General features: G+C 69.6%; 25 protein-coding genes. 18 read left to right on the forward strand and 7 right to left on the reverse strand.

Annotation, left to right across the window (positions count from 1 at the left end; all coding sequences use genetic code 11):
• Nucleotides 1-47: 47 nt before the first annotated feature.
• From cysD to OG579_RS17720, 5 genes are read left to right on the forward strand one after another with little or no spacing between them, the layout of a single operon-like run.
• Nucleotides 48-962, forward strand: coding sequence for a sulfate adenylyltransferase subunit CysD (gene cysD, locus OG579_RS17700; RefSeq protein ID WP_082501670.1), 915 nt, complete (start codon nucleotides 48-50; stop codon nucleotides 960-962).
• On the forward strand, nucleotides 962-2,824 hold the full coding sequence (gene cysC / locus OG579_RS17705) for an adenylyl-sulfate kinase (protein WP_328857013.1): 1,863 nt from the start codon (nucleotides 962-964) through the stop codon (nucleotides 2,822-2,824). Before cysD ends, cysC begins: the two co-directional genes overlap by 1 nt.
• The gene (locus OG579_RS17710; RefSeq protein ID WP_328857014.1) at nucleotides 2,821-3,594 is read left to right on the forward strand and encodes a 3'(2'),5'-bisphosphate nucleotidase CysQ; all 774 of its coding nucleotides are present in this window, start codon (nucleotides 2,821-2,823) and stop codon (nucleotides 3,592-3,594) included. Before cysC ends, OG579_RS17710 begins: the two co-directional genes overlap by 4 nt.
• On the forward strand, nucleotides 3,591-3,953 hold the full coding sequence (locus OG579_RS17715) for a DMT family transporter (RefSeq protein WP_328857015.1): 363 nt from the start codon (nucleotides 3,591-3,593) through the stop codon (nucleotides 3,951-3,953). The genes OG579_RS17710 and OG579_RS17715 overlap by 4 nt, the downstream gene beginning before the upstream one ends.
• Nucleotides 3,902-4,270 carry a DMT family transporter gene (locus tag OG579_RS17720; RefSeq protein ID WP_456243460.1) on the forward strand — a complete coding sequence of 123 codons (369 nt, stop codon included), beginning with the start codon at nucleotides 3,902-3,904 and terminating at the stop codon, nucleotides 4,268-4,270. Before OG579_RS17715 ends, OG579_RS17720 begins: the two co-directional genes overlap by 52 nt.
• Before the next feature lie 12 nt (nucleotides 4,271-4,282).
• Here OG579_RS17720 and OG579_RS17725 read toward each other — a convergent pair whose 3' ends face one another.
• Together OG579_RS17725 and OG579_RS17730 are read right to left on the reverse strand one after the other, a co-directional pair.
• Nucleotides 4,283-4,708, reverse strand: coding sequence for a YbaB/EbfC family nucleoid-associated protein (locus OG579_RS17725; protein WP_328857016.1), 426 nt, complete (start codon nucleotides 4,706-4,708; stop codon nucleotides 4,283-4,285).
• Nucleotides 4,705-5,166 (reverse strand): DUF2694 family protein, encoded by a 462-nt coding sequence (locus tag OG579_RS17730; RefSeq protein WP_328857017.1) that lies wholly within the window; start codon nucleotides 5,164-5,166, stop codon nucleotides 4,705-4,707. The genes OG579_RS17725 and OG579_RS17730 overlap by 4 nt, the downstream gene beginning before the upstream one ends.
• Before the next feature lie 226 nt (nucleotides 5,167-5,392).
• Between OG579_RS17730 and OG579_RS17735 the strand changes: the two genes are divergently transcribed.
• The 10 genes from OG579_RS17735 to OG579_RS17780 all read left to right on the forward strand — a co-directional run bounded on the left by OG579_RS17735 (nucleotide 5,393) and on the right by OG579_RS17780 (nucleotide 12,449).
• Nucleotides 5,393-5,827 carry a YbaB/EbfC family nucleoid-associated protein gene (locus OG579_RS17735; RefSeq protein WP_328857018.1) on the forward strand — a complete coding sequence of 145 codons (435 nt, stop codon included), beginning with the start codon at nucleotides 5,393-5,395 and terminating at the stop codon, nucleotides 5,825-5,827.
• A 34-nt stretch (nucleotides 5,828-5,861) separates the two neighbouring features.
• Nucleotides 5,862-6,185, forward strand: a complete 324-nt coding sequence (locus OG579_RS17740) for a hypothetical protein (protein WP_328857019.1) — start codon at nucleotides 5,862-5,864, stop codon at nucleotides 6,183-6,185.
• A gap of 5 nt (nucleotides 6,186-6,190) precedes the next feature.
• Nucleotides 6,191-7,792: a WXG100-like domain-containing protein gene (locus tag OG579_RS17745; protein ID WP_328857020.1), complete on the forward strand. Its 1,602-nt coding sequence runs from the start codon at nucleotides 6,191-6,193 to the stop codon at nucleotides 7,790-7,792.
• A 131-nt stretch (nucleotides 7,793-7,923) separates the two neighbouring features.
• Entirely contained in the window at nucleotides 7,924-8,241 is a 318-nt protein-coding gene (locus tag OG579_RS17750; protein ID WP_045824309.1) for a type VII secretion target, read from the forward strand.
• Nucleotides 8,242-8,300: 59 nt separating this feature from the next.
• The gene (locus OG579_RS17755) at nucleotides 8,301-9,533 is read left to right on the forward strand and encodes a hypothetical protein (protein ID WP_328857021.1); all 1,233 of its coding nucleotides are present in this window, start codon (nucleotides 8,301-8,303) and stop codon (nucleotides 9,531-9,533) included.
• Nucleotides 9,534-9,576: 43 nt separating this feature from the next.
• Complete coding sequence (locus tag OG579_RS17760) at nucleotides 9,577-9,882, forward strand: PE domain-containing protein (RefSeq protein WP_045824308.1); 306 nt, start codon at nucleotides 9,577-9,579, stop codon at nucleotides 9,880-9,882.
• A gap of 58 nt (nucleotides 9,883-9,940) precedes the next feature.
• Nucleotides 9,941-10,933, forward strand: a complete 993-nt coding sequence (locus OG579_RS17765; protein ID WP_328857022.1) for a PPE domain-containing protein — start codon at nucleotides 9,941-9,943, stop codon at nucleotides 10,931-10,933.
• Nucleotides 10,930-11,727 (forward strand): ESX secretion-associated protein EspG, encoded by a 798-nt coding sequence (locus OG579_RS17770; protein WP_328857023.1) that lies wholly within the window; start codon nucleotides 10,930-10,932, stop codon nucleotides 11,725-11,727. The genes OG579_RS17765 and OG579_RS17770 overlap by 4 nt, the downstream gene beginning before the upstream one ends.
• 87 nt (nucleotides 11,728-11,814) lie before the next feature.
• A complete protein-coding gene (locus OG579_RS17775; RefSeq protein WP_150116595.1) occupies nucleotides 11,815-12,129 on the forward strand; it encodes a WXG100 family type VII secretion target in 315 nt (104 codons plus the stop codon).
• Between the two features lie 29 nt (nucleotides 12,130-12,158).
• The gene (locus tag OG579_RS17780) at nucleotides 12,159-12,449 is read left to right on the forward strand and encodes a WXG100 family type VII secretion target (protein ID WP_045824306.1); all 291 of its coding nucleotides are present in this window, start codon (nucleotides 12,159-12,161) and stop codon (nucleotides 12,447-12,449) included.
• Between the two features lie 78 nt (nucleotides 12,450-12,527).
• On the opposite strand, the gene eccE is transcribed toward OG579_RS17780, so the two are convergent.
• Entirely contained in the window at nucleotides 12,528-14,561 is a 2,034-nt protein-coding gene (gene eccE / locus OG579_RS17785) for a type VII secretion protein EccE (protein WP_328857024.1), read from the reverse strand.
• 116 nt (nucleotides 14,562-14,677) lie between these two features.
• Between eccE and eccB the strand changes: the two genes are divergently transcribed.
• Nucleotides 14,678-16,117: a type VII secretion protein EccB gene (eccB, locus tag OG579_RS17790; RefSeq protein WP_328857025.1), complete on the forward strand. Its 1,440-nt coding sequence runs from the start codon at nucleotides 14,678-14,680 to the stop codon at nucleotides 16,115-16,117.
• 23 nt (nucleotides 16,118-16,140) lie between these two features.
• Nucleotides 16,141-16,545: a DUF732 domain-containing protein gene (locus tag OG579_RS17795; protein ID WP_328857026.1), complete on the forward strand. Its 405-nt coding sequence runs from the start codon at nucleotides 16,141-16,143 to the stop codon at nucleotides 16,543-16,545.
• A 24-nt stretch (nucleotides 16,546-16,569) separates the two neighbouring features.
• Here the strand turns inward: OG579_RS17795 and mycP are convergent, their stop codons facing one another.
• Together mycP and eccD are read right to left on the reverse strand one after the other, a co-directional pair.
• Complete coding sequence (gene mycP / locus OG579_RS17800; protein ID WP_328857027.1) at nucleotides 16,570-18,036, reverse strand: type VII secretion-associated serine protease mycosin; 1,467 nt, start codon at nucleotides 18,034-18,036, stop codon at nucleotides 16,570-16,572.
• Entirely contained in the window at nucleotides 18,033-19,601 is a 1,569-nt protein-coding gene (eccD, locus tag OG579_RS17805) for a type VII secretion integral membrane protein EccD (protein WP_328857028.1), read from the reverse strand. Before eccD ends, mycP begins: the two co-directional genes overlap by 4 nt.
• Nucleotides 19,602-19,679: 78 nt before the next feature.
• Here eccD and eccCa point away from each other — a divergent pair, with 78 nt between their 5' ends.
• Entirely contained in the window at nucleotides 19,680-23,690 is a 4,011-nt protein-coding gene (eccCa, locus tag OG579_RS17810) for a type VII secretion protein EccCa (protein ID WP_328857029.1), read from the forward strand.
• 6 nt (nucleotides 23,691-23,696) lie between these two features.
• Here the strand turns inward: eccCa and OG579_RS17815 are convergent, their stop codons facing one another.
• Both OG579_RS17815 and eccA read right to left on the reverse strand, forming a co-directional pair.
• A complete protein-coding gene (locus OG579_RS17815; RefSeq protein WP_045824299.1) occupies nucleotides 23,697-24,449 on the reverse strand; it encodes an SDR family oxidoreductase in 753 nt (250 codons plus the stop codon).
• A gap of 98 nt (nucleotides 24,450-24,547) precedes the next feature.
• Nucleotides 24,548-26,347 carry a type VII secretion AAA-ATPase EccA gene (eccA, locus tag OG579_RS17820; RefSeq protein ID WP_328857030.1) on the reverse strand — a complete coding sequence of 600 codons (1,800 nt, stop codon included), beginning with the start codon at nucleotides 26,345-26,347 and terminating at the stop codon, nucleotides 24,548-24,550.
• Nucleotides 26,348-26,402 lie beyond the last annotated feature (55 nt).

Raw genomic sequence — 26,402 nt, forward strand, 5'->3', positions numbered from 1 at the left:
CTACTGTCGAATAATCGACATCACAAGCGCTGAGTCGGAGGAGTCACATGCTCGACGGCGGTTACGAGCTGTCGCACCTGGCCGCCCTCGAGGCGGAATCGGTGCACATCATCCGGGAGGTCGCGGCCACCGCGCAGCGTCCCGGTCTGCTGTTCTCGGGCGGCAAGGACTCGGTGGTGATGTTCCACCTGGCGCGCAAGGCGTTCTGGCCCGCGCCCGTCCCGTTCCCGCTGATGCACGTCGACACCGGGCACAACTTCGACGAGGTGATCGAGTTCCGCGACCGGATCGTCGCCGAGACCGGCGTGCGACTGCTCGTCTCCAGCGTGCAGGACGACATCGACGCGGGGCGGGTCGTCGAACAGACCGGCCCCGGCGCGAGTCGCAACCGGCTCCAGACCGCTGCGCTGCTGCGCGGTATCACCGAGAACCGCTTCGACGCGGTGTTCGGCGGAGCCCGCCGTGACGAGGAGAAGGCCCGCGCGAAGGAACGCGTCTTCAGCTTCCGTGACCGGTTCGGCGCCTGGGATCCCCGGGCGCAACGTCCCGAACTCTGGAACCTCTACAACGGCAGACACGCACCGGGCGAACACATCCGGGTGTTCCCGCTGAGCAACTGGACCGAACTCGACATCTGGCAGTACATCGCCGCGGAGTCCATCGACCTGCCGCCGATCTACTACGCCCACGACCGCGAGGTCGTCGAGCGTGACGGGATGCTGTTGGCGCGCACCCGTTTCCTCGAGACCGCAGAGCACGAGACGGCACGTACCGAGACCGTGCGCTTCCGGACCGTCGGCGACGCGACCTGCACGGGCTGCGTGCTCAGTGCGGCCACGACGGTCGCCGAGGTGATCGCCGAGGTCGCCGCCACCCGACTCACCGAGCGTGGTGCCACCCGTGCCGACGATCGGATCTCCGAATCGGGGATGGAAGACCGCAAGAAGGAGGGCTACTTCTGATGGCGCTGCCGATCGCGGCCGAGAGCCGAAAAGAACTGCTGCGCCTGGCGACCGCAGGAAGTGTCGACGACGGGAAGTCGACCCTCATCGGGCGACTGCTCTACGACTCGAAGTCGATCTTCACCGATCAGATGGAGTCGATCGAGCGGACCAGCGCCGAACGCGGCGACGAGTACGCGAACCTCGCCCTGCTCACCGACGGTCTGCGTGCCGAGCGCGAACAGGGCATCACCATCGACGTCGCCTACCGCTACTTCGCCACGCCGCGGCGCAAGTTCATCATCGCCGACACCCCGGGACACGTGCAGTACACGCGGAACATGGTGACCGGGGCATCGACGGCCGACCTCGCCATCGTGCTGATCGACGCACGCAAGGGAGTGCTCGAACAGACCCGACGCCACGCGTTCCTGTCGTCGCTGCTGGGCATCCCGCACCTCGTGCTCGCGGTCAACAAGATGGACCTCGTCGACTATTCGCAGGCCCGGTTCGACGAGATCCGTGACGAGTTCGCCTCGTTCGCCTCGAAACTGACCGTCACCGACCTCACCTTCATCCCGGTGTCGGCGCTGCTCGGCGACAACGTCGTGACCCCGTCGGCGAACATGGACTGGTATCACGGTGCGCCACTCCTCGACCATCTCGAGGAGGTGCACATCGCGTCGGACCGCAATCTGATCGACGCCCGACTACCCGTGCAGTACGTGATCCGACCGCAGCGCGGCGACGGCTCCGATCACCGCAGCTACGCCGGGACCGTCGCCGGCGGCACCTTCGCACCCGGCGACGAGGTCGTGGTGCTCCCCGGCGGCTTCACCACCACCATCGATCGCATCTGGGCGCCCGGGGGTGTCGAGGTGGCGCAGGCGTTTCCGCCGATGGCGGTGTCGGTGTCGTTGCGCGACGAGATCGACATCACCCGCGGGGAGATGATCGCGCGACCCAACAATCGTCCGTGGGTGGGGCGCGACGTCGACGCGATGGTGTGCTGGTTCTCCGACGACTCCACGTTGAGGCCGGGCAACCGCTACGTCGTCTCGGCGACGACGGCGTCGGTACGCGCGCAGATCACCACCCTCAACTACCGGCTCGACATCAACACGCTGCACCGCGACGAGACCGCGGAGGCCCTGTCGGTCAACCAGATCGGCCGTGTCACGCTGCACGCGCAGCAGCCGCTGATGTTCGACGCCTACCGTCGCAATCGCGACACCGGCAGCTTCATCCTCGTCGACGAGGCGACCAACACGACCGTCGCCGCGGGGATGATCAGCGGCCCGGTCGACCATCAGAGCACCATCGTGTGGCACGGGTCGAAGGTGTCACCCGATCAGCGCCCGTATCGTGGTGCCACGATCTGGCTCACCGGACTGTCCGGATCGGGAAAGAGCTCGATCGCGGTGGAGGTGGAGCGTCGCCTCGTCGCGGCCGGGCGCCCCGCCTACCTGATGGATGGTGACAACTTGCGCCACGGACTCAACTCCGACCTCGGCTTCGGTGACGACGACCGACGCGAGAACATCCGACGCACCTCCGAGGTCGCGTCGTTGTTCGCCGACTCGGGCTCGGTCGCGATCGTCTCGTTGATCAGCCCGTTCGCCGCCGAACGTCGACGGGCGCGCGAGATCCATGCCGCCGCGGGACTGCCGTTCTTCGAGGTGTTCGTCGACACCCCGCTCGCCGAGTGCGAACGACGCGACCCCAAGGGGCTCTATGCCCGCGCACGTCGGGGAGAGGTGAAGCAGTTCACCGGGATCGACTCGCCCTACGAGCGCCCCACCGACGCCGAGATCGTCGTGACCCCCGACCACGGGTCACCCACCGACATCGCCGACGCCATCATCCGGGATCTCGGGCTGTGACCGGCGGCGCGTCGGTGGACGCACGCCTGGCCGCCGACCTGGCCGCCGCGGCCGGAGAGTTGCTGGTGGCGCTGCGGGCAGAAGGGGGACTGAGCGGCACCGAGCTCGGTGACGCCGGGGACCAGCAGGCCAACGACCTGCTGCTGGAACGGTTGCGGGCGGAGCGCCCCGACGATGCGGTGTTGTCGGAGGAGTCCGCCGACGACCGCCGACGGCTCGCCGCCGACCGCGTCTGGATCGTCGATCCCCTCGACGGCACCCGCGAGTACCGCACGGAAGGTCGGCGCGACTGGGCCGTCCACGTGGCGCTGTGGTTCGCCGGTACCGGCCTCGTCGCCGGCGCCGTCGCCCTTCCCGCGCTGGGGGTTACCTATGACACCGGCTCGATGCCGGTGGAACCCGTTGCCGGACTGCTCGATCCGCGCGCGGACGACACCCCGCGCGTGGTGGTGAGCGGATCGCGGCCGCCGACGTTCTCCGACGCCGTCGCCGACGCCGTCGGTGGGGTCGTCACCCCGCTGGGCTCGGCCGGGGCGAAGGCGATGGCCGTGGTCCGCGGCGAGGCCGACGCGTACGTCCACGCCGGCGGGCAGTACGAATGGGACTCCGCCGCACCGGTTGCCGTCGCCGAGGCGGCAGGACTCTTCTGCAGCCGCATCGACGGGTCGCCCCTGCGCTACAACTCCGACGACGTGTACCTGCCCGACCTCGTGATCTGCCGACCGGAACTGTCCGACACCATCCTCGCGGCGCTGCGCCGGGCGCGGTGACACAGGCGGTGGTCCCGCGGACCTGGGGGCTGCTCGGGTGCGCGATCGGCGCCGAGGTCGCGGGGTCGCTCGCCCTGAAAGGCGCACTCGATCACCCCGGCCTCTATGTCGTGGTCGCGGTCGGCTATCTCGGCGCGTTCGTGCTGCTCGACCGCGTTCTGCGCGCCGGTCTGGGACTCGGTGTCGCGTACGGGATCTGGGGTGCGCTCGGCGTCGCCGCCACGGCCGTGTTGTCGGCGGTCATCTTCGGTGAGGCGTTCACCGCACTGATGATCGTCGGCATCGTCCTCGTGATCGGCGGGGTGCTGTGCATCGAGTTCGGCTCACCCGCACGCCGCTCGCCGGACGCGGGCGACTGATGGGCTGGCTGTACCTGGCGATCGCCGTGCTCGCCGAGGTGTCGGGCACGGTGTCGTTGCGGGTCGCCGCGGGCGGGCGGCGGGCGTTCTACCTGGCCGTCGCCGTCGGTTACGCGATGTCGTTCGTCGCGCTCTCGGCCACTCTGGCAGCAGGCGTCGGACTCGGTGTCGCCTACGGGATCTGGGCTGCGACCGGCGTCGCACTCACCGCGCTCGCCGGGCGCGTCCTGTTCGGGGAGGCGCTCACCCGGGTGATGGTGCTCGGCATCGTGGCGGTGATGGCCGGCGTCGTACTCATCGAGGTCGGTGCGGCCTGAACCGGGGGAGGTTCACGCCTCCCGGTCGGGCGGCGGTGGCGCCCCGGGCAGTGTGTCCTCGGCGCTGAGGGTGTTGAACTCGGTGATGCGTTCGCCCATCTGACCGAACGCCTTGCCCGCCGCGGCGGTCGCGGTGGCGACGATCAGGTCGCCGAGCTCGCGTGGGTCCATCGACATGGCGTCGTCGTGGATGCGCAGTGCCGTCAGAGATCCCATCGCATCGACCCGCACACTGATGTTCTCGTCCTCGGAGGTCTCGTCGACCGCGATCGCCGCGATGGACTCGCCGATCGACTGCATGCGTTCGAGGGCCCGACGGGCCGAGGCCTCGAGGTCGTCGAAGGTGATGCCGAAGTTCGGTGGCATCGGTGGCGAGTCGGGCAGCGGTGCCCGCGGGGGGAACCGGCCACCTCCGGGCGTGGACGGGGTGTCGGTCATACGCGGCGCATCCAGGTGTCGGGCTCGGAGTCGCCGAGCTGGGAATCGACGTACAGATCGAAATCGGCGGCATCACGGTCGGTCGGCAGGTTGAGGTACGACACGGCCTCGAGGGGATGGCCGTCGGCGAGCAACTGGGCGCGGTGGGCGGCGGCCGCGCGTTTACCGGCCTGCTGGCACAGCAGCAGGATCGTCCGCGCGAGCGTGTCGGCCGGCTTGTCCATCTCCGACCGCTCTATCCGGATCGAGGTGGGCAGGCCCTGCTCGGTGGTGCGCACCTCGATCGACCCCGACGGTGTCGCCGCACGACCGACGGTCGGCAACGAGTGCTCGGTGGACGTCGCGGTGGCCTCGTCCTCATCCTCGGCCTGCGCCTGGTCGACCTCGTCGGCGGCGTCGCGGTCGTACTCGTCGTACTCCTCGTAGACGTACGGATCATGGTCGCGGTACCCGGTCACCGCACCATGATGACACCGACAGTTCGGCGGGGCGCGCCCCGACGGCGGGTTGTCCACAGGTCGTGCCGACCCCACGGGTGCCGTCTACTCTCACACCGGACGTTTGATCAGTTCTCCTCGTGGGGTGATGCGATGGACTCGGCCGGAACCCGATGGAACCGACAGCCGGGTCGCCGCGTCCTAGAACCATCGACGACACGAACGGGCGAGACGAGAGGTGGTGGTGATGGATCTCGATGCGATTCGGCGCTCCGCACAACAGGAGGTCGCCGAGCGACTGGCGGGTCTCGCCGAGACGATGGCCGAGGCCACGCGACTGCGTGAGCAGGCGATGTCGTCGACCGCGTCGGCCGCCTCGCGCGACGGCATGATCGAGATCTGGGTGAACGCGACCGGCACCGTGATCCGCACCGACCTCGATCCGGACACCTTCCGCGATCGCCGCCCCGACGAGCTCGCCGCGGAGATCACCGAGGTGGCGCAGGCCGCCGCGTCGATCGTGCGCGGCCAGGTCGAGGCGACGCTCGCGGAGATCAGGGCGCTGGCCGACCCCGGGGATCTCATGGGCAAGGCGGCGGCCCTGCCCGGCTTCGATTCCCTGACGACCGCTCCCACACCCTCGACGGACCCGCCGGAGTCCGATCGCCGTCGATTCCGGTGAGCGTCGTTCCCATCCCCACGTCCAGGAGCCACCGATGAGTACAGATCCGTTGTCGACGGACATCGCCGGCCTGCGCGCGGCTGCGCGACGCTTCGCCGACGCGGCCGACGAGGTGCAGGCAGCGCTCGACAAGGTCTCGGCCGAGGTCGACGGCCGTGACGCGAGCGTCTGGGGCGGCGACGAGCCCGGAGGCGTCTTCGGCGAGGGTTACGAACCCGCGCACCAGGATGCGATGGCGACGCTGCGCGACATCCACCAACGCCTGTCCGCCGCAGCCGTGGGCGTCGCCGAATCGGCGCGGATCATCTCCGACCAGGACGATGCGAACGCGACGTCGTTCGGCGAATCGGGTTCCTGATGGGTATGGCACTGCCCGGATACCTGGGGGACGTTCTCGGATTCATCGGGGGCGGTTTCACCTATCCCGAGGGCGACGAGGACGCGTTGGGCGCCATGAGTGACGCCTACGCCGCGGCGGCCGACGCGCTGGAGGCGGCGGGCCTGGACGTCGCAGCCGGATCGGCCGGACTGCAGAGTGTCATCGCCGGTCAGGTGCACGACGCGATGGCCGCCTACTTCGACCAGATATCGGGATCGGAGGGTCTCGCGGGGGTCGCCGACAACTTCTCCCGATGCTCGACGCTGTGCCGCCTCACCGCGGGGTCGGTCGCGGTCGCCAAAGGGGCGTACATCGGCACGCTCGCGCTGTTCGCGATCGAGTTGTACGCCGCACTGGCCGCGGCCCCGTTCACCTTCGGGGCGTCGATGGGTGTGGCCGCCGGCGAAGCGGTGATCACCGGTGCCATGCTGCGCGCGATCATCACCGAACTCATCGAGAACATCGTCGAACACATCGCCGCCACGGGCCTGAAGGTCATCGTGAGGGAGGTCGGGATCGAGATCGCCACCGAGGCGGGTAAGGAAGCCGCCATCGGTGCGACGAAGGAACTCTCCGAGGCACTCATCGCGAGCCGGTTCTTCGGCGACGGTGTCGATCCCGGGAAGGTCCTCGGCGCAGCGGTGTCGTCGGGTGCGCAGGGTGCGGTGTCCGGAGCCGTCGACGGTGTCGGCAAGCGTGGTCTCACCGGTCCGTCGGCCCACCCTGACGGGTCGGGACGCGGCGGCGGTTCCGGTGACAACGGGGGTTCGGGAGACACCGGCGGATCCGGCCACGGCGACAGCGGTTCCGGTCGCGTGGCGAACCACGGCGCAGGTTCGGACGGGAACACCTCGTCCGCGCGCCCACCCGCACCCGATTCCGCCAGTGGCACCTCTCCTCGCGGCGACCACCACGACGCCACAGCAGGCGGCGCGCCCGGTCCGGCCGCCGTCCCGCCCGCGAGCACGGGAGGGGACAGCCGGGGGGCCTCGACACCACGACCGTCGTCGACGCCTTCGTCTCCCGACGGCCGTTCACCGTCGGTCTCCACGACCTCGGGACATCCCGGGCCACCGGAATCGGCGACGACTCGGCCACCGTCCGAGACCCGCCCCGCCCCGTCCGAGCCGTCGCGTGCGGCACCGTCCCAGGGCGGTGCGGGCGGGCGCGATGGCGCGCCGCACACCGATACGCGATCCGCTCCGGTCCGACCGGAGGTCCAGACCGACACACCCGAGGACGTGATGTCCGGCGCCTCCGGCGATGTCGCCGGTGAACAGGTCGCGGAGACCTGGGCGGATGATCCGTCGCAGCCGCCCGTGGGCGTCTCGAGCCTCCCGACGGCCGCGATCGACAGCACCGACATCACCGGTGCGGTCATCGAGGGCCATTCGCCTGACCTGCCGCTGTCGGGGTCGCCGCCGCTGCGCACCGACGGATTGGCGCCGTTCGTGCAATCGATCGGGCCCTCCGCGGAGGCGTCGGGGTCCGGGCCTGATCCCGGTGCATCGGCGGAGCTCCTCCCGCCGTCGGAATCGTCGGGCCTCAATCTGGACACCTCGGACGACCCCGGAAGCGGCAGATGACGGCTCCTCTGTCGGCGCACATCGTCATGACCGTCACTAACGATCACGTGGAAATATGTCCTCAGCTGCGATAAAGTTCAGGCCGATCGACACCGGACATGCGTCCAGCTGGACTCAACAGGGGAGACTCGATGACTGACTTCGTTGCGGATCCGAACGCGATCCGCGGATACGGCGCCGCCTCGTCTGCCATCGGCGGTGTGATCGACAGTGCCTCGGCCATGGATCTGGCGGCCAACGTCGCGGTGATGGTCCCGGTTTTCGGGCTCATCGGACAGGACTTCCTGGCCAGCTTCGGTGTGTCGCAGTTCGCCAACGCAGTGTCGACCGCCTCCCTGGTCGCGGTGCATCAGGGCACAGCCGTGTCGGCCATGTCGACCGCCGCGAAATACGAGGGCACCGACGGTGACACCTCGGCCGCGCTGAACACCGCGGCCTCCTCGCTGTGACCCAGGGTGCGGGCCACGGGCCGGCACCCGCATCAGGATCCGGTCCCAGCGGGATGGACATGCTGGACCACAGCGCAGTGGCGCCGTTGTTGCACATGCCGGTCAACGACGTCCTGAAGCAGATGGGCCTCCCACCCCTTCCGCAGCTGCCCCCGATGCCGCCCCTCCCGCAGCTGCCGCCGCTGCCGACGATCGACATCGCCGCCCTGCTCAAGCCACTCACCGATCTGATGAGCGGTTTCGGATCGGGCGACATGTCGTCGGCGCCGTTCAACCCGATGCAGCTGTTCGAGGGCCTGATGCAGGCGTTCCAGAGCGTGGTGCAGATGGGCGGTCAGGCCATGTCGGCGCTGACCCCGCTGTGGACCGGACCGGCGGCCGCACAGGCGATGGCCTCCGGTACCGCCGCGCAGGCCAACGGCACGGCGACCGGCGCACAGAGCGGCGACATCTCCACCGTCGTGGCGACCGCCACCGCGACCGTCGCCAAGGGTGTGGCAATGCTGCAGGGCATCATCGCGAGCTTCGTCGCGACGCTGCCCGCGGCGATCGGTCTCGCCTTCACCCCGGGTGGGCAGGCCGCGATCATCGCCTCGGCGACCGTCCACCTCAACGAGGGCCTCGCGGTCGTCGCCGAGACACGTGGAGAACTGTTCGCCCACACCGCGAACATGACCCGCGCGGGCGCGCCGGTGGCGATCACGGCTGTCCCGCAGGTCGCCTCGCAGATCCCCGGCATGGCCATGACCACGGTGCAGACGATCAGCCAGCCCATCCAGTCGCTCATCAAGGCGGGCGGTGGCGCCGGTGGTCTCGGCGGCCGTCACAGCGCAGACCTCGGGGGACGGGACGGCGACGATCTGGAGCTCGGCGCACGCGGTGAGGGCGCCTCGGCCGGAGGCGGTGGCGGTGCCGTACCGATGGGTGCCGGCGGTATCGGTGGAGTCGGATCGTCCGGTCCGGCTGCGCCTCTGAGCCCGCGCACCACACCTGACTCCCTCGGCGGGCCACGCGGCGGCATGCCCGGCGGGAAGGTCGTGGGAGACAGCGAGGAGCGCGTGGTCACCCGAGCGACCACACCGGCCGCGATGCCGATGGGTGCCGGCGGCGCCATGGGTGCCACGCCGTCGGCCGGCGGTCAGCACAACGCCGATCGTGAACAGGTCGTCGACGCCCGCCACACCGAGGAGATCGTCGGTGAGATCCCCTCGGCCAGCCCGACCGTGCTCGGTGGGGTGGAAGCCCCGGTGAGCCAGTCGATCTGGGAAGAATCCGACGAGTTGGAAGCCTGACCGTGTCCGTCCCATCCCCCATCGCCCGCGAAGGAGCATCCCGATGACCGCGAACCTGTCCGTCGACACCGAACACCTCTCCGAGGCGGTGCGACGTCTCGAGTCGATCGCCACCTCGCTGGAGAAGACGATCGGGAGCCATCGCGCCTCGCTGACCGTGGCCCCGGCCGGCTCCGATGAGGTGTCGGTCGCCGCGGCGAAATCTTTTTCCGATTCGGCGGAACTTTTCTCCGATCAGCTCGTCAAAGGAATATCGGCCATCCGTGACGTGGCCGGTGCGCTGCGGGAGCAGACCTCCGCGGTCGACAGCCACGACGAAGCGGTGGCCGGCGACCTGACGGCGCTGTAGGACCCCGCACCGCACCACCGCGACACCCACGCACGACGAACCAGGAAGGCATCGGCACATGACGGGCTTCACCGGCATCAGGTGGGATGCGCGACCGGCTGAACAGCTGAGTCGCGACCTGAGCCGCGGCGCGGGTGCCAAGCCGTTGTTCGAGGCCGGGATGTCGTGGGCGGCGATCGCTTCCGCGCTGCACGAACTCGATCGCGAGTTCGCCGGCGTCCGGAAGTTGATGGCCGAGGGCTGGCGCGGCAAGGGTGACGCCGCGATGGCGCAGTCGCTCGACAAACTCTCCACCTGGGTCTCGGAGACCGCGGACATGGCCGCGCACAACGCCACCGCGGCCGAACGTCAGGCGGTGGCGCACACCGTCGCCATGGCGGCCATGCCCGACGCCGAGGTCATCAGTGCGCTCGGACAACTCGAGGACGCGCTCAAGGCCGTTGCCGCTCCGCCGCATTCGCTCATCGCCGGTGGACTGGCCAAGCTCGACGAGCAGGCGCACGGCATGAAGGCCCAGGCCGCTCGGGTGATGGAGTCCTACGAGCTGGCGACCACTCCGGTGGCGACATCGTGGGATTCGGTGCCCGTACCCACCCACCTCGTCCACCGGGCGTCGCTCACTGCGGAGAAGGACAAGGCCGCGGCCAAGATCGCCCAGCAGCAGGCGCTGATGGGGCAGGGCGCGATGCTCGCTCAGATCGCCGCCATGAGCGCGACGCCGTTGGGCGCCTACCGGTCCGACGAATACGTGACGCAGACCCGTCGCGATCTCGCTCGCATCGACGCCGCCGCCCGGGCCGACGGAGAGGTCGTGGTGCAGGCCGCGAACTCCGGCGCCGACGGTGTGGTCGTCGACGGTCAGTCTGCCGCCCAGTCGCAGTTCGTGCCCGCCACCCCGATGTCGGCGGCGGCGGCCAGTGCGCCCGGTCATCAGGGTCAGGCCCCACTCCCCGTCACCACGAACTATGCTTCTGTACAGGAAGCGGCGTCGGCGGGGTCGCAGGTGGCCTCGCCGTCGGTCATCGGGGTACCGGACGGGGAGGGGACATGATCATGGTCGACACCTCGACCGCGTCGTTCGACCTCGAGCTGGGAGAACTCCTGGCCCTCTGCGACGCGCTCGTGATCCAGACACTGCCTGCTGTCCTACGCGTCGAGGAACGCCACGAGACCGATTCCGCGGCAATCGAGTTCCGGGCTGCAGGCCGCTCCACCCTCGCCGAGCGCGGTGTGCTCGATGCGATGGGCAACGTCCATCCCACCCTCAAGTGGATGATGCAGGCGGCCGCCGACCCGGAGTGGATGCTGGAGTTGCGACGCATCGACGTCACTCAGGTGTTTCGGATGTGCATCGTGGCCGACGGCCAACATCGCGTGCTGGTCTCGCGATCAGGTGAGCGCTTCTCCTTCGAGGAGATCAGGGCGGACGACGACGCCAAGCTGCTGGTCCGCGAGGTGACCGCCCGCATCGGGGCCACCGCTGGTGCTCCGATCACCCCGCTGCGATTTCCGAGCGACGTACTCGACGCAGCCCTGGCTCTCTGCGTCGACGAGGTCGACTACACCGCAGCCCTTTTCGGACTCGGCGTGCCCGAGCCGCAGGGCCGCGCGGTCGCGGCGACGCTGTCGCACTGCGTCGGTCAGACCGAGATCGTCGTGAACAACGCCTCTCTCACCGACCGCGCCGTGCTCGCCGTGTTCGACACCGAACGCGGTCGTGTCGTGTCGCTCGCGGCGCCGTCGCTCGGAGGCGAACGATGGACGTCCATCGCGCCCGGCGACGACTACGCCGTGGTCTCCGCGGTCCGGCAACTCGCAGAAAATCTTCCTGGAGGCGATCGATGATCGCGCAACGGGATTCGAGTGGGGCAACCGCCCCGGCTCGTATGACGGCGTTCGACTCGCGGATGCCAACGATGAAAGGAACGCACTGTGGCAACGCAGGTTGATATCGAGGGGATGAACGCGGCCATCAACAAGGCCAAGGATGTGCACCAGCAGATGGTCGGCCTGCTCGCGCGCGTCAACTCCACCGTGAGTGAGTCCAGTGGAGTCTGGAAGGGTGCCGCGCAGGCTGCCTTCATGAACGTGACCTCGGAGTACCACCAGGCCGCGACGAAGATGAACACCTCGATGGACGAGATGATCAGCATGCTCAACCAGAACATGAACCAGTACTCCTCGCAGGAGGAGCAGGCGCAGAGCTCGATCAAGTCCGCCGGCGGCGGTCTGAACACCGCAGTCTGACGCTCACCCCACCACCACAGGAGAACATCATGGGACAGATCCATTACGACTACGCCGGCATCGAAGGCCTGTTGTCGCAGGCCAAGAATGAGCAGGCCCAGCTCGTGCAGATGACCGAAGAGATGAACGGCATCCGCAACCAGACCGCGTCGCTGTGGGAGGACCCCGCATCGGCCGAGGCCTTCCAGGCCGTCTACCAGAAGTGGATTCAGGGCTCGCACGAGGTGCAGCAGGTCCTCGCCTCGATCGTCACCGCCGCGGGCTCGGGCAACTCGGACATGCAGTCCACCAACAGCTCGATCGCCAGCGGCTGGGGCTGATCGACACCGCACCGCGAACGCTCTACGGGCGGCGCTCCTCTCACGAGGTGCGTCGCCCGTTGCGTCGGGGAGCGGCGTTCAGGCGTCGTCAGGCGGATTCGAGTGACGCCCCGGGGGCGGGTTGCTGTGTCGGCCGATACGAGAGTGCCGATCGGTCGGTGGACCGTCGTCGCGCGGCTCGGGCCGCACGGGTGCGGGCATGTCCCGTGTCGGCGGCATCTGCTGCGGCCGGTCGAAACCGGGACCCGGCGCGTACGGGCCCTGCGGACGAAGGCCGGGACCACCCGGGCCAGGGCCGTTCGGACCGGGGCCACCCGGGCCGGGACCGGAGGTGAACGGCGCAGGGCGTCGAGGTCCCTGATCCCCGTGCGGCGGAACGGATCCGCTGCGGGGGTCGTCGAAACGATCCTGTGGCCGTTGCGGTGTCGCGGAGACCGGTACGGGCGGCCGGGGAGCACGCAATCCCTCGATGAGGTGGTTCTCGGCCGGTACCGACACCAACGTCAGCGCCATCGCCCCCGAGGAGGTGACGAGGTAGATGCGGCTCGTCGACGAGGCATCCTGGTAGACGGCGACGTCTGCGGTCTCGCCCAGGGGCGTCACCTCACCGGTCTCACGGTGCACCCGGATGTGGGTGGTGATGGTCTGATCCTCGGTGGCCTGCCTGCTGTCGAGAAGGCAGACGGTGTAGGTGTTCGTCGGGTATCGCTGGTCGGTGGCGTTGGCCGAGATGAACAGGGTGCGGGCGTCGTTGACCCCTTCGGACAGCGCGCGCCACGTCTCGGGTCGGTCGGTGCGGACGAGGATCCGCGCCCCCAGGGCGATCGCACGCACCGCGATCTGCAGCATGAGATACGGGTCGCCGTAGAGGTCGACGCGTCGCACGTCGGGGCCGAAGAGGGGTACGGCCACCGCCGACCCCGCCTGATCGGCGCCGATAAGTTGTCCGCAGCCGCCGTCGGGCACCACGGTGGCGTCGAGCGCGGCGAGATCTCCGACGGAGACGGGCATCCGTCGCACCCGGGGTCGGTGCGCGGGAACCGATGCGGAGATCGCCGGCTCCTGTTGCCCGGCCAGCGATTCGAGGCCGTCGGGAACGGCGAGCTGCAGGTCGCCGACCGAGCCGTAGCGGACGACGGTGGACAGCTCGAACTCGTCGGGGCCGTCGTGGGTGATCGTCGTCGAGGTCGTCGTCGACAGCGCGGTGGTCGACCAGATGTCGGTGAGGATCTGTGCGTCGAGTGCTCCCGGGACCGCCCAGGCGCTTGCTCTGTACGACCCGTATCGCACCTCGTCCCAATCCTCCTCGGCGGAATCGACCGGCGCGCCGTCGAGCAGACGACCGGTCATGGCGGTGATCTCGCCGGCGGTGAGAATGCGGGTGCGGTAGCCCTCGCGGGCCAGGTGGTTCCCGACCCGCCGTGTGGCCGTGATCGCAGTGCGGATCACACCGGTCGACCCGCCGCCGCGCGAGGCGATCGCATCGGGGCACTGCAACGGGTTGAGCCGCAACACGATCCACACATCCTGTTCGGGGACGGCGGGCAGGCTACCGGTGAGGCTCTGGTACGGCCCGGCGACGTGCGATGCGCTGCGGGTGCGCCAGCCGTGGGCGACGACGTCGATCGACTCGAGCTCGATGTCGAACTGCCGCAGGGCCCGCGCGACGACGCCGAGCTTGAGCCCGGAGCCGCTGACGACGGTCTGGGTGGGGCTCAGGATGCTCGGTGCGACGGGTCGGGAGAGGCGGATGACGGAGATGAGCCGTCCGTCGACCCAACGCAGTCCCATCAGGGTGCGGTCGGTCGTCGGGACATCGAACGGCATCGGTGGGTCGTCGGACTCGCCGACGCGGCGACGAACGAAACGGATGCGGCGGCGCAGCCGACCCCACACCGAGATGAACCCGCGCGTCGAGGTCGCCAACGCCGCGCCGATGACCCCGACCGCGAGAGCCGCGGCCGCGGAGGGCATCTGGGCGACGCCGACCACGCGGAGCACCGCGTAGAGAGCTATCGCGACGATCTCGGTGACGACGATCGATGACAGGGGTAACGCGGAGGTGAGCCCCCCGCTCCGTGGCCGGGTACCCGGCCCAGCCGATTCCACCACGTCGAGTACCTTAACAGCAGTAATTTCTCGACTTGATGACTGTACGAATGCCGGTATCGGCGCACGCCACGGCGCGCGACGAGCATCGACACCGATTGCGGGGGTGGCAGCCGATCATGGCCCAGAGGACCACGAAGTCCCAGGTCAGTGGTTACCGATTCCTGCTGCGTCGTCTCGAGCACGCCCTGGTGCGGCGCGATGTGCGGATGATCCACGACCCGATGAGCGGTCACGTCAAGGCACTCGTCGTCGGCCTCGTGCTGACGTTGGTGGTGCTCGGTGGCGCGGTGGCGCTCTCGTTCTTCAAGCCCCAGGGATCCGTCGGTGATTCGAAGGTGCTCATCAGCAAGCAGTCCGGTCAGCTCTACGTCCTCCTCGGCGACCAACTGCATCCCGCGCTGAACCTCGCCTCCGCGCGTCTGGCGGCCGGCGTCGACGAGAACCCCAACTCGGTGAGCGACAAGATCCTGTCGAAGTACACCCGCGGGCCGCAGCTGGGCATCGCGGGCGCGCCGAGCAGCCTGGCGGCGAAGGGGGCGCCGGGCCGGTCGATCTGGACGGTCTGCGACCGCCTCGACGAGCCGCGGAACCCCGACGGCCGACCGACTGTCGGTGTCGTGGCCGGGCCCCCGACCGGCTCGTCGACCACCCGGGGCATCGGTCCCGACGACGCGATGCTGGTCCGCAACGGCGAGGACGCCTACCTCATCTACCGCAACACCCGCGCCGCCATCGATCCCGCCGACAGCGCGGTGCGCCAGACGTTCGGGCTGCAGGACGCATCGGCCCGGTCGGTGAGCAACGCGGTGCTCGACGCGATCCCTCCGTCGCGGCCGATCGTCGCGCCGACCATCGCCGACGCCGGACGGCCGAGTTCCTTCACTCTCAACGGGGCACGGATCGGATCCATCGTCACCGCAACGAGCCTCGACAACTCCGGCGGCACCACCTCGAAGCTCTACGTGGTGCTCAAAGACGGTGTGCAACAGATCTCGCCGCTGGTGGGTGATCTGATCCGTGCGAAGCAGGCGATCAGCGACAGGCCCATCGAGGTGCCGCTCAACGCGCTGACCACGGTCCCGACGGTCGACGAGCTGGCCGTGTCCGGATACCCCGACACCGCTCCCCGGCTCGTCGACGGAACCGCCGACAAGGCGCTGTGCCTGGGGTGGACGAAGAACGACGACGCCGCCGCCTCGATCGGCCTGTCGCTCGGGCCGGACTTCCCGGTCGCCGACCCCACCTCGATGGTCCCGACGGTCGGCGCGGCCGGTGACGGACTCAGCGCCGACGTCGCCTACATCCCGCCCGGCAGCGGCTATTTCGTGCGCACCACCGGCGTCGACGCGAACAGCACACGCTCCGCCTCGGACTTCCTCGTCACCGACACCGGTGTGCGATACGGGGTACCCGCGTCGTCGGCGGGGCCCCTGGGCATGCCCGATCCGCTCGCCGCGCCCTACGCGATCGTCGCGCTGCTGCCGCCGGGACCCACATTGGCCCAGAACGCGGCGCTCACGGCGCGCGACGACCTCGCCCCCACCGGCGGCAGTTGATGACCCGCGGTCGGCTCGCAGCGGTGACAGGCGTCGCCGCCGCCCTCGTCGTATCGGTCGCGGCGTGCGGTTCGACGGCCGCACCCTCGGCCACCGGGTCATCGTCGTCGTCGGTGTCGCCGCCGTCCTCGGCATCGCGGACGCCGAGTCCCGCCGAGCAGTCCGCGGCCGCGGAGCTGGAGAAGGCGATCGGCGCGACCCGCGATCAGGCGTTCCTGGGCATCCTGCAGATCTCGTCGCTGCAGTACGGCGACCTGAAGTTCGCCGACGACGCGACCCTCGTCGCCACCGCACAGAAGACCTGCACCGATCTGGCGTCCGGTGCGCCGCGGCAATCGGTCGTCACCGAGGTCGCGCAGAACTACGGCGGCGACACCCGGCGCGCCGACTTCTTCGTCACCCAGGCGACGTCGACGTTCTGTCCCTAGGTCAGGCCCGCGCTGACGCTGCCGTCAGTAGTCGGTGCCCTCACGGAGTCGACGACGGTCGCCATTGCGGTTGCGCATGAGCGCCCACGACGCCACCGCGAGCGCGAGCGCCAGCAACGACACCCCGATCGCGATGGTGCGCGGAGTGTGGTCGGGTGCGGGCGCGGCGGCCGGAGGGGTGATCTTCTCGGCGGCATAGATGTTGCGGGTGTCGCCGGTACGGGGATCGGCGACGTCGGCGCCGGCGACGGTGGTGTCGGGTGTCGTGGTGGTCAACGCGGTCACCGGATCGATGAGTCCGTAGCCGACGGCGTTGTCGCGACCGTCCGACGGATGGTGTGCGGTCCGAGTGATGCGGTCGATCACCTGCGCTGCGGTCAGCTGCGGGAAGCGCGCCTTGATCAACGCGGCCAGACCGGCCACATAGGGTGCGGCGTAACTGGTGCCGTTGATCGGCTGCGACTTCCCCTGGAGTTGGATCGCGTCGATGACCGGAGGGTTGGTCGAGATGTTCAACGACACCTGGTCGGTGCCGGGTGCGGCCACCGTCACCCAGGGCCCGGCGAGGGAGAAGTTCGACGGACGGCCGTCGGGGTCGACCGACGCCACCGACACGACGTACGGCGAGAAGTACGCCGGCGACGACTGGGTGAGCACCGATGCCCACGGGTTGGCCAGTCGCGCCCCGTTGGCGCCGGGGTTCTGGGTCGTGCAGTTCTGGTCCTGGGTCGAGAGGTTGCCGGCCGCGGCGACCACGACCACGTTGCGACTGAAGGCGTATTTGACGGCGGCACCGAGGGATTGGTCGCGCATCGGCACGTTCACCGGGAAGCAGGCGGTCTCGGAGATGTTGATGACGTCGGCCCCGAGGTTCACCGCGCGGATCACGGCGCGCGCCAGGGTGGTGACGTTGCCGTACCCGGTGGCGTTGATCGGGGTATCGGAGCCGGCCTCGCGTGCGTCGGCGGGGGCGTAGGACTCCGACGTCTGTCGGATCGCGATGACCTGCGCGTCGGGCGCGACACCGGCGAATCCGTCACCCGACGACTGCTTGCCCGCAGCGATCCCGGCCACGATGGTGCCGTGTCCGTCGCAGTCACGGGTGCCGTCGCCGGTGGACACGTAGTCGCCGCCGGGGATCACCGACAGGCGCGGGTGGCGGAACACGCCGGTGTCGATGACCGCGATCTTCTGTCCGGCACCCTTCGAGAACTCCCAGGCCTTGGCGATGTCGAGGGAGACCAGACCGGCAGGGGGAGAGACGAAGTCGCCGCGCGTCGCGATCTCGGTGGCACACACCGCGGTCTGCTTGGTCGCCACGAGCGGCGCGACGGGACCCTCGCGTGGGATCGGTCCGGTGATGACCGGCGGGAGTTCTCGGGCGATGCCGGGCAGGGCCTGGGCCGGCGCGACGGCGACCAACGGTGCACCGACACCGAGGGCGGCCACCAGCACGAGACGCGCGAGACGTCCCGCGGGACCGATCGTCACAAGCCTCGGGCCAGCGAGTACACGCCGATCACCCACGCCGCCAACGGAACCGTGACCGCGATGATGAGGTACTCGATGAACTCGCCGATCCGCCGCAGCACCGGGGAGAACTCCATCGACGGGGTGACCACGCCGAACGCGAACGCCGCCAGTGCGACGAGCATGCCCAGGCCGATGGCCCACACGGTCCACTCGCCACCCGCGACGGTCTGCACGCCGAGCACCGCGAGCAGTCCGACCGCGCCGAGCGAGATCAGCCCGGTGGCCTGCACGAGGTCGGAATGCGAGCGTCCGCGCAGGACCAACGCCATCGACACCAGCAGTCCGAGGACCGTGCTCTGCCAGGAGAAGTCGGGGTGCGGGACGGCGCCGAGGACGGCGGCACCGACGACGACGGCGCCGGCACCGATCATCATCCCGGACATGTGTGCGTTGGCGGCCTTGGCGCGGACCTCCAGGGCGGTGGCCTCGGGCAGTGCGACCGCACCGATCGCCGCGACACCGGCGTTGACGTTCGCGGTGGCCGGGGAATCGATCGCGTCGAGCGAGGCGCCCGCGGCGGGCACCGCCGGGATGGGCAGGCGCACCAGCAGGATCGTCAGGCGCGGGGCCAACAGCGCGACCATCAGCGCGATCACGGTCACGATGGCGGCGGTCTCGCGGGCGCTCTCGCCCGAGAGCACCGCGATGAGCCCGCCGATCGTGACGAGCAGCGAGGTGGTGGCCAGGGCGAGGTGGGTGAACGGTTCGCCGGTGGTGGTGCGCATCGCAACGATCGCGACGAGCGTCGAGACCCCGGCGCCCAGCAGGATGTTGGCGGCGTTGTCGTCCCCGGGGAGGACGGCGAAGCACCCGACGAACACCGCGAGGCAGGAACCGGTGGTGAGCGCAGCGCCCACGAGTCGGTCGGGATGGGACGAGTTCCCGGCGATGAGTCCGGCGACGGCGAAGAGGAGGAAGGCGACGAAACCGATCGCGGCGACGTCGTAGCGGTGGTCGCTCCACGTGGCGGCGATCGCGAGGCCGCTCGCCGTCGTCGCGGCGACGAGGAACGCGATCACACCGAGCCATCGTGCGGCAGCGGGTGTCCAGGAATGGAACTCGCGGCGGGTGATGCCCGCGACGGCGTCGATGACGTCGTCGTAGACCGTGGCGAGCTCGGTCGTCGAGTCCGACCGCAACACCAGCAGATCGCCGTCGAGCACGCCGGACTCGGCCAGCGAGAGACCGTCGTCGAGCGGATCGTGGCCGACCTTGCCCAGCGTCCAGCGGACGGTGAGGTCGTCGGGGACCCGTTCGGGCTCACCGAATTGGTTGCGCAGCAACAGACCTGCGAGCTCGGGGAGGAGCGACGCGACGGGGACGTCGGCGGGCAGGGCGACGTCGACCTGGGTGCGACCGGACAACACCGACACGCGACACAGTTCGGGTTCCACGGCGCGGGCGATACCCGCGGCGGCCGAGGGTGACAGTGAACTCGATGTGCGCGGCCCGGCCAGCACACCACCCGAACCGGCCGGGATGATGCCGCCCGCTGGAGCGGATCCCGGCGTCGATGTGGTCATGGAAGACCGCCCCTCCCTGTCATCTGTGCGAAACGTACGATAGCCGACGTCACGATTTCGTACACAGGGAGGGCGTCGATGACGACCGAGGGTTTTGTCCGTCGACCACGTCCGCCCCGCCCCCGTCTGCCCGGCGGTGAGCTGGCCGTTCAGCCGCCACCGGAGATCCCCCGCAACATCCCGGCGAGCATCCTCACGCGGCTGCTGCCGGTGGTGATGGTGGTCGCGATGGTCGGCATGATGGCCCTGTTCTTCACCGCCGGTTCCTCGGCACTGCGCAACCCGGTGACCCTGCTGTTCCCGATGATGATGCTGATGTCGATGGTCGGCATGTTCGCGACGGGCGGCAGCCGCGGTGGCGGCCAGCGGTCGGCCGAGCTGAACGAGGAACGCAAGGACTACCTGCGCTATCTCGGTCGCACCCGCGACGACGTCGAGGAGACCTCGCGCAATCAGCTCAAGGCCCTGCTGTGGTCGCATCCCGAGCCGGGGTCGATCCTGCCGGCCATCGGATCGCGGCGGATGTGGGAACGTCGCACCGACGACAACGACTTCTGCCACGTCCGCCTCGGCATCGGTGCGCAGCGACTGGCCACGCGTCTCGCGCCGCCCGAGACCGGCCCGCTCGAGGACCTCGAGCCGGTGTCGATGATGGCGTTGCGACGCTTCGTCCGCATGCACTCGGTGGTGCGCGGGCTGCCCACGGCGATCTCGCTGCGCGCGTTCCCGGCCATCAACCTCGAGGGCGAGACCGCGAAGGTCAACGACCTGGTGCGATCGATCCTCCTGCAACTGACCACCTTCCACGGACCCGACCTGGTCCGCGTCGCGGTCATCTGCGCCGACCCCGACAGCAGCGAGTGGTCGTGGGCGAAGTGGCTGCCGCACGTCGGACACCCCGAACGCCGCGACGGCGTGGGCAAGGTCCGCATGCTCTACCAGTCGCTGCGCGAGTTCGAATCCGACCACGACCTCGATCTGCAGGAGCGTCCGCGGTTCTCGCGCAACGCGACGCCGGTCGCCGGTCGCGCCCAGTGGCTGATCGTGATCGCCGACGGTTACGTCGCCGGCGACGAACGCGTCATCAACGACGGCGGTCTCGACTCGGTGACCGTGCTCGACCTGACCGCGCCGAAGTTCGGGCTCGCCGCACGCAAGGGCACGCAGCTCGTCATCGAGGGACCGTCGGTCGGCGCGAAGTCCGCGTTCGGGGTCGAGAACTTCGCCGTGCACGACAGGGTGTCGGTGCCGATGGCCGAGGCCGTCGCACGACGCATGGCCCGCTACTCGCTCGCCACCGCCGCGCAGCTGGTGAACCTCGAACCCGACAGCGGCCCCCGCGACCCGGGCCTGATGCGCCTGCTGCACATCGGCGACGCCGCGACCATCGAACCCGACACCGTCTGGCGGACACGCAGTTCGCGCGAGCGCCTGCGGGTACCGGTCGGGGTCACGCAGGACGGTCAGCCCCTCGAGATCGACATCAAGGAGGCCGCCGAGAACGGCATGGGCCCGCACGGGCTGTGCATCGGCGCGACCGGATCGGGCAAGTCGGAGTTCCTGCGCACGCTCGTGCTGTCGATGGTGACCACGCACTCTCCCGATGCCTTGAACCTGGTCCTCGTCGACTTCAAGGGTGGTGCCACCTTCCTCGGTCTCGACGACCTGCCGCATGTCGCGGCGGTCATCACCAACCTCGAGGACGAGCTGGCGATGGTCGACCGCATGCGCGACGCGCTCGCGGGCGAGATGAACCGGCGACAGGAGGTGCTGCGCGCGTCGGGCAACTTCGCCAACGTCGCCGAGTACGAGAAGGCCCGCCTCAACGGCGCGCCGCTGCCGCCCCTGCCCGCCCTGTTCATCGTCGTCGACGAGTTCTCCGAACTCCTCGCGCAGAAGCCCGATTTCGCCGAGCTGTTCGTGATGATCGGCCGCCTGGGTCGATCCCTGCAGATGCACCTGCTGCTCGCCTCGCAACGCCTCGAGGAGGGCAAGCTCCGCGGACTCGACTCGCACCTGTCGTACCGGATCGGTCTGAAAACCTTCTCGGCCAGCGAATCCCGCACCGTGCTCGGCGTGCCCGATGCCTACCACCTGCCGGCCATCCCCGGCTCGGCGTACCTCAAGTGCGACTCGTCGGATCCGGTGCGGTTCAACGCCTCCTACGTGTCGGGGCCCTACGTCGCGAGCCGCGCCGCGCGCACCCGCCGGGGAACCGCGGGACGCGGACCGGTGGTGCCCGTGCGGGCCTTCTCGGCCACCTCGGTCGCCGAGATCGCACCCCCGCCGGTGGTCGAGGAGATCGCCGCACCGGTCGAGGAGTCGGGTCCGATCCTGCGTGACGGTCGCACCGTCACCGAGCTGGACATGGTCGTGTCGCGACTCGAGGGTCACGGCCGCGCCGCCCACGAGGTGTGGCTGCCGCCGTTGGAGGACTCGACCCCGGTCGATCAGCTCGTCCCCGTGCAGGACTGGCGTGCGGCGGCCTCGAAGGAACACTCCTCGCTGCGACTGCCGATCGGCATCGTCGACCGCCCCTACGACCAGCGTCGCGACGTCCTCTTCGTCGACCTCGCCGGCGCGCAGGGCCACGTCGCGGTCATCGGTGGACCGCAGGCGGGCAAGTCGACGGCACTGCGCACGCTGATCGTCTCCGCGGCGGTGACCCACAGCCCGCTGCAGGTGCAGTTCTACTGTCTCGACTTCGGTGGCGGCACGCTCGCCGCACTGACCGGACTGCCCCATGTCGGGTCGGTGGCGACGCGACTCGAAGAGGACCGGGTGCGCCGCACCGTCGCCGAGGTCATGACCATCCTGCGTCGCCGGGAGAGTCGCTTCCGCGAACTCGGCATCGACTCCATGCAGGAGTTCCGTCGTCGCCGCGCCGCAGGCGATCCCGGGCTCGACGCCGACCAGTTCGGCGACGTGTTCCTCGTGGTCGACGGATGGGCCACCATCCGCGGCGAGTTCGAGTCGATCGAGGACCAGTTCAACGCGATCGCCACCCAGGGCCTCGCGTTCGGCGTGCACCTGGTGCTCGGTGCGTCGCGCTGGATGGAGATCCGCCCGGTCATCAAAGACCTGATCGGCACGAGAATCGAACTGCGACTGGGTGATCCGGCCGATTCCGAGGTGGACCGCAAGGTCGCCGCCACCGTCCCCATCGGCCGTCCGGGCCGCGGGTTGAGCCCCGACAAGCTGCACATGCTCATCGGTATCCCCCGCCTCGACGGATCCTCGAGCACCGAGGACCTCTCGGTCGGTGTCGCGGCGGCGGTCGAGCAGGTCGCGGCGTTCTACCCCGACCAGGGTGCGCCCGCGGTGCGGATGCTGCCGGAGACGATCGACCGCGGCGCTCTTCTCGACGCCGCCTACGCCGGTCGCGACCGACGACCCTCGCAGGTGTTGCTCGGTGTCGACGAGGCCGAACTCGCCCCGGTGTTCGTCGATTTCGCGGCTCAGCCGCACTTCCTGCTGTTCGCCGACACCGAGAGCGGCAAGACCAATGCGATCCGCACCATCGTGCGGGGGCTGGTCGAGAACGGTCGCCCGGCCGACAACAAGATCGTGATGGTCGACTACCGGCGGTCGCTGCTCGGCGAGGTCGAGGGCAATCATCTCGCCGCCTACGCCACCTCGGCGCAGGCCCTCGGGCCGCTGGTGGCCGAGATCGCGACGCTGATGGAGTCGCGCGCCCCCGGACCCGACGTCACCCCGGCGCAACTGCGCGACCGTTCGTGGTGGCAGGGCCCCGATTTCTACATCGTGGTCGACGACTACGACATGGTCGCCGTCGCGACCGGTAACCCGTTGCTGCCGTTGCTCGATCTGCTCTCGCAGGCCCGCGACATCGGTCTGCACCTCATCGTCGCGCGTCGTTCCGGTGGTGCGTCGCGGGCCATGTTCGACCCGATCCTCGCTCGCCTGCGCGACCTGTCGGCCGACGGCCTGGTGATGAGCGCCTCGAAGGACGAGGGCGTGCTGCTCGGCACCACGAAGTGCGCGCCGCGCCCACCCGGCCGCGGCATGTTGGTGTCGCGTCGCGGAGAGGGACTCGTCCAGGTGGCCTGGACTTCTCCCAAGGAGTGACGCGCGTCAGCGTTCCTGTTCGGTCGGACGGATCAGGATCTCGTTGACCGCGACGTGATCGGGCCGGGTCACCATGTAGACGATCGCGTCGGCGATGTCCTCGGCATGCAGTGGATCGCCCGTCGTGGCGTCGGGAGCCCCCTTGCCGCCACCGGTCGTCATCTCACTGCGCACCACCCCGGGCTCGACGACGCCGACACGGACCCGCTCGCCGACCAGCTCGCGGCGCAGTGCCTCGGAGAACGCGTTGACGGCGTGTTTGGTCGCGGAGTAGACGTTGCTCTCCGCGGTCGGCACGCGACGGCCCGCGAGCGAGCTGACCGTCACGATGTCGGCGACACCGCGCACATCGCCGGCCGCGGCCACCACGTGCGGCAGCGCCGCGTGGGTCGTGTTGAGCACGCCGCCGACGTTCACGTCGAGCATGCGGTGCCAGTCGTCGAGGTCGGCGTCGCGCGCGAGGCTGTTGGCGAGGAAACCGGCGTTGTTCACCAGGATGTCGATGCGGCCGAACTGCTCCGCGAGAGACGTCATCACCTCGGCGACGGCCGACGCGTCGGTCACGTCGACCTCGTGGGCGTGAGCGGTGCCGCCGTCGGATCCGATGGTGGCGACCAGCTCGTCGAGCCGGTCACGACGGCGTGCGAGCAGGACCACGGTCGCACCCTCGGCGGCGAGCGCCCGGGCGGTGGCCTCGCCGATCCCGCTCGAGGCGCCGGTCACCACGGCCACCGTCTCGCCCAATCGTGCTGATGCCATGCCGTCTGCCTCCTGAGTTCACGAACGCGGTCGTACTCAACGACGGTCAGCCGACGCATTTCATTCCCGAGGGAAACGACCTCGCAGGTGGGGAGGGTTCAGCGCACGCGGGCGTCGAGGTTCATCGACGCGATGATGCCGTCGACGGCGGTCTGGATGTCCTGCGGCTCGATGCGCATGAGAGCGTCGGCGTCGAGCTCGGTGATGTCGATGTCGCCGGAACTGAGGCGGAACTCGCGTTCCTCCTCGGCGCTCTCGATCACGTTGCGGACGAAACGACCGTTGCCGGCGAGGTCGATCAGACGGACCTGCTGACCGCTCTGGTCGGTCACGACGGTGTCGTAGAGCGGGATGCACGCGCGGTGCAGCACCGACGCCGACGCCGCGGGCAGCACCGAGTCGCGGGCGCCCGCGATGACCTCGGCGATCTCGGCGAGTTCCTCGGGACGGTAGGAGTCGAAGCGGATGCGGCGGGCGAAGCGCGACGCGAGACCGTCGTTCGACGACAGCAGGCGGTCGATCTCACCGTCGTACCCGGCGATGATGACGACGAGCCGATCGCGGTTGTCCTCCATGCGGGCCAGCAGCGTGTCGACCGCCTCGCGACCGAACGCGTCGCCACCGGACAGGCCGGTCTGGATGAGTGTGTAGGCCTCGTCGATGAAGAGCACGCCGTCGAGCGCGCGGTCGATGACCGCCGAGGTCTTGGGTGCGGTGGAACCGAGGTGCTCACCGACGAGGTCGCGCCGACTGGCCTCGACGATCGAGTCTGTCTTGAGCAGCCCGAGCCCGCAGTAGGTCTTGGCGATGATGCGCGCGATCGTGGTCTTGCCGGTACCGGGAGGGCCCGTGAACGCCAGGTGCAGGCTGCGCGACTGGCTCGCGAGCCCTTTGTCGGCACGCACCTTCGCCAGCGCCACCGCCGACGACAGTTTCGCCACCTGGCTCTTCACCGAGGCGAGACCGACCTGGCGTTCGAGTTCGGCCTTGGCCGCGGCGAGCTGATCGGTCTGCGCGCCGGTCACCGGGTCGGTGATCGACGCCGGCGTCTCCTCGGGCACCGACGCCGGGTCCCATCGATCGGTACGACGTGCAATGCGGTCGGGTTCGACGACCACGAGCCGGTAGCGCTGGTCGGCCAGGGCGCTGGCGTTGGCGGTGAAGCTGGGGTCGCGGGAGTAGACCTGCTCGAACAGGGCGCGGGCCTTGTCCTCCTGGCCCTCCTCGCGGAGCACGAGACCATGGGTGAACATCGCCGCGGTCGACGCGGCCGGGATGGGACCGGTCTCGGCCTCGGACAGGCGCCGGTTCGCCTCGGCGAACATGCCCAGCTGCGCGCACGCCGAACCGGCCATCACGTTCGCGCCCGCCTGCATGTACTCGTCGGTCCACGACCCCGAGCCGGACAGGATCGTCAGCACGTCGGGCCACCGCTGGGTGCGGAAGTGCATGATCGCCCGGACGTAGGTGGCGATGGGGGCGTCGGTGCCGGTGGGGATCTCGTCGAGGACCTCTTCGGCGCCGGTGTAGTCGAGTCCACCGATGAGCGACGCGGCGTAGGCGGCGATGATCTCGACGGTGTCGGTGATGGGGTAGTCGATGTAGAGCCCGGTCGCGAACCGTCCGACGAGGGTCCGCGGGGGCAGACCGAGCCGCCGCAGCTCGGCGTTGACCGCGCCGCGGGAGCGGTAGAGGTTCATGATCGCGTCGGGGGCGTCGTCGCCGCAGGCGAGGCGGCCGAGCCAGGCGTCGCACATCTCCGGCGCGTACTCGGTGGCGCGCTGGAAGGCCAGCATCGCCTGACGCGGATCGCGGGCGGCCTCCTGGCCGTCGACGGGGATGCCCAGCGACAGCACGCCGAGATCGAACAGCTGCCGTGCCTGACGGATATCGACCACGACCACGACCCCCGGGCATGTCTGGAGCGGATGCGGTACGAACGCTCCCGCACAT

It is taken from the genome of Williamsia herbipolensis, from assembly GCF_036153515.1.
Taxonomy (GTDB): Bacteria; Actinomycetota; Actinomycetes; order Mycobacteriales; family Mycobacteriaceae; genus Williamsia_A; species Williamsia_A herbipolensis.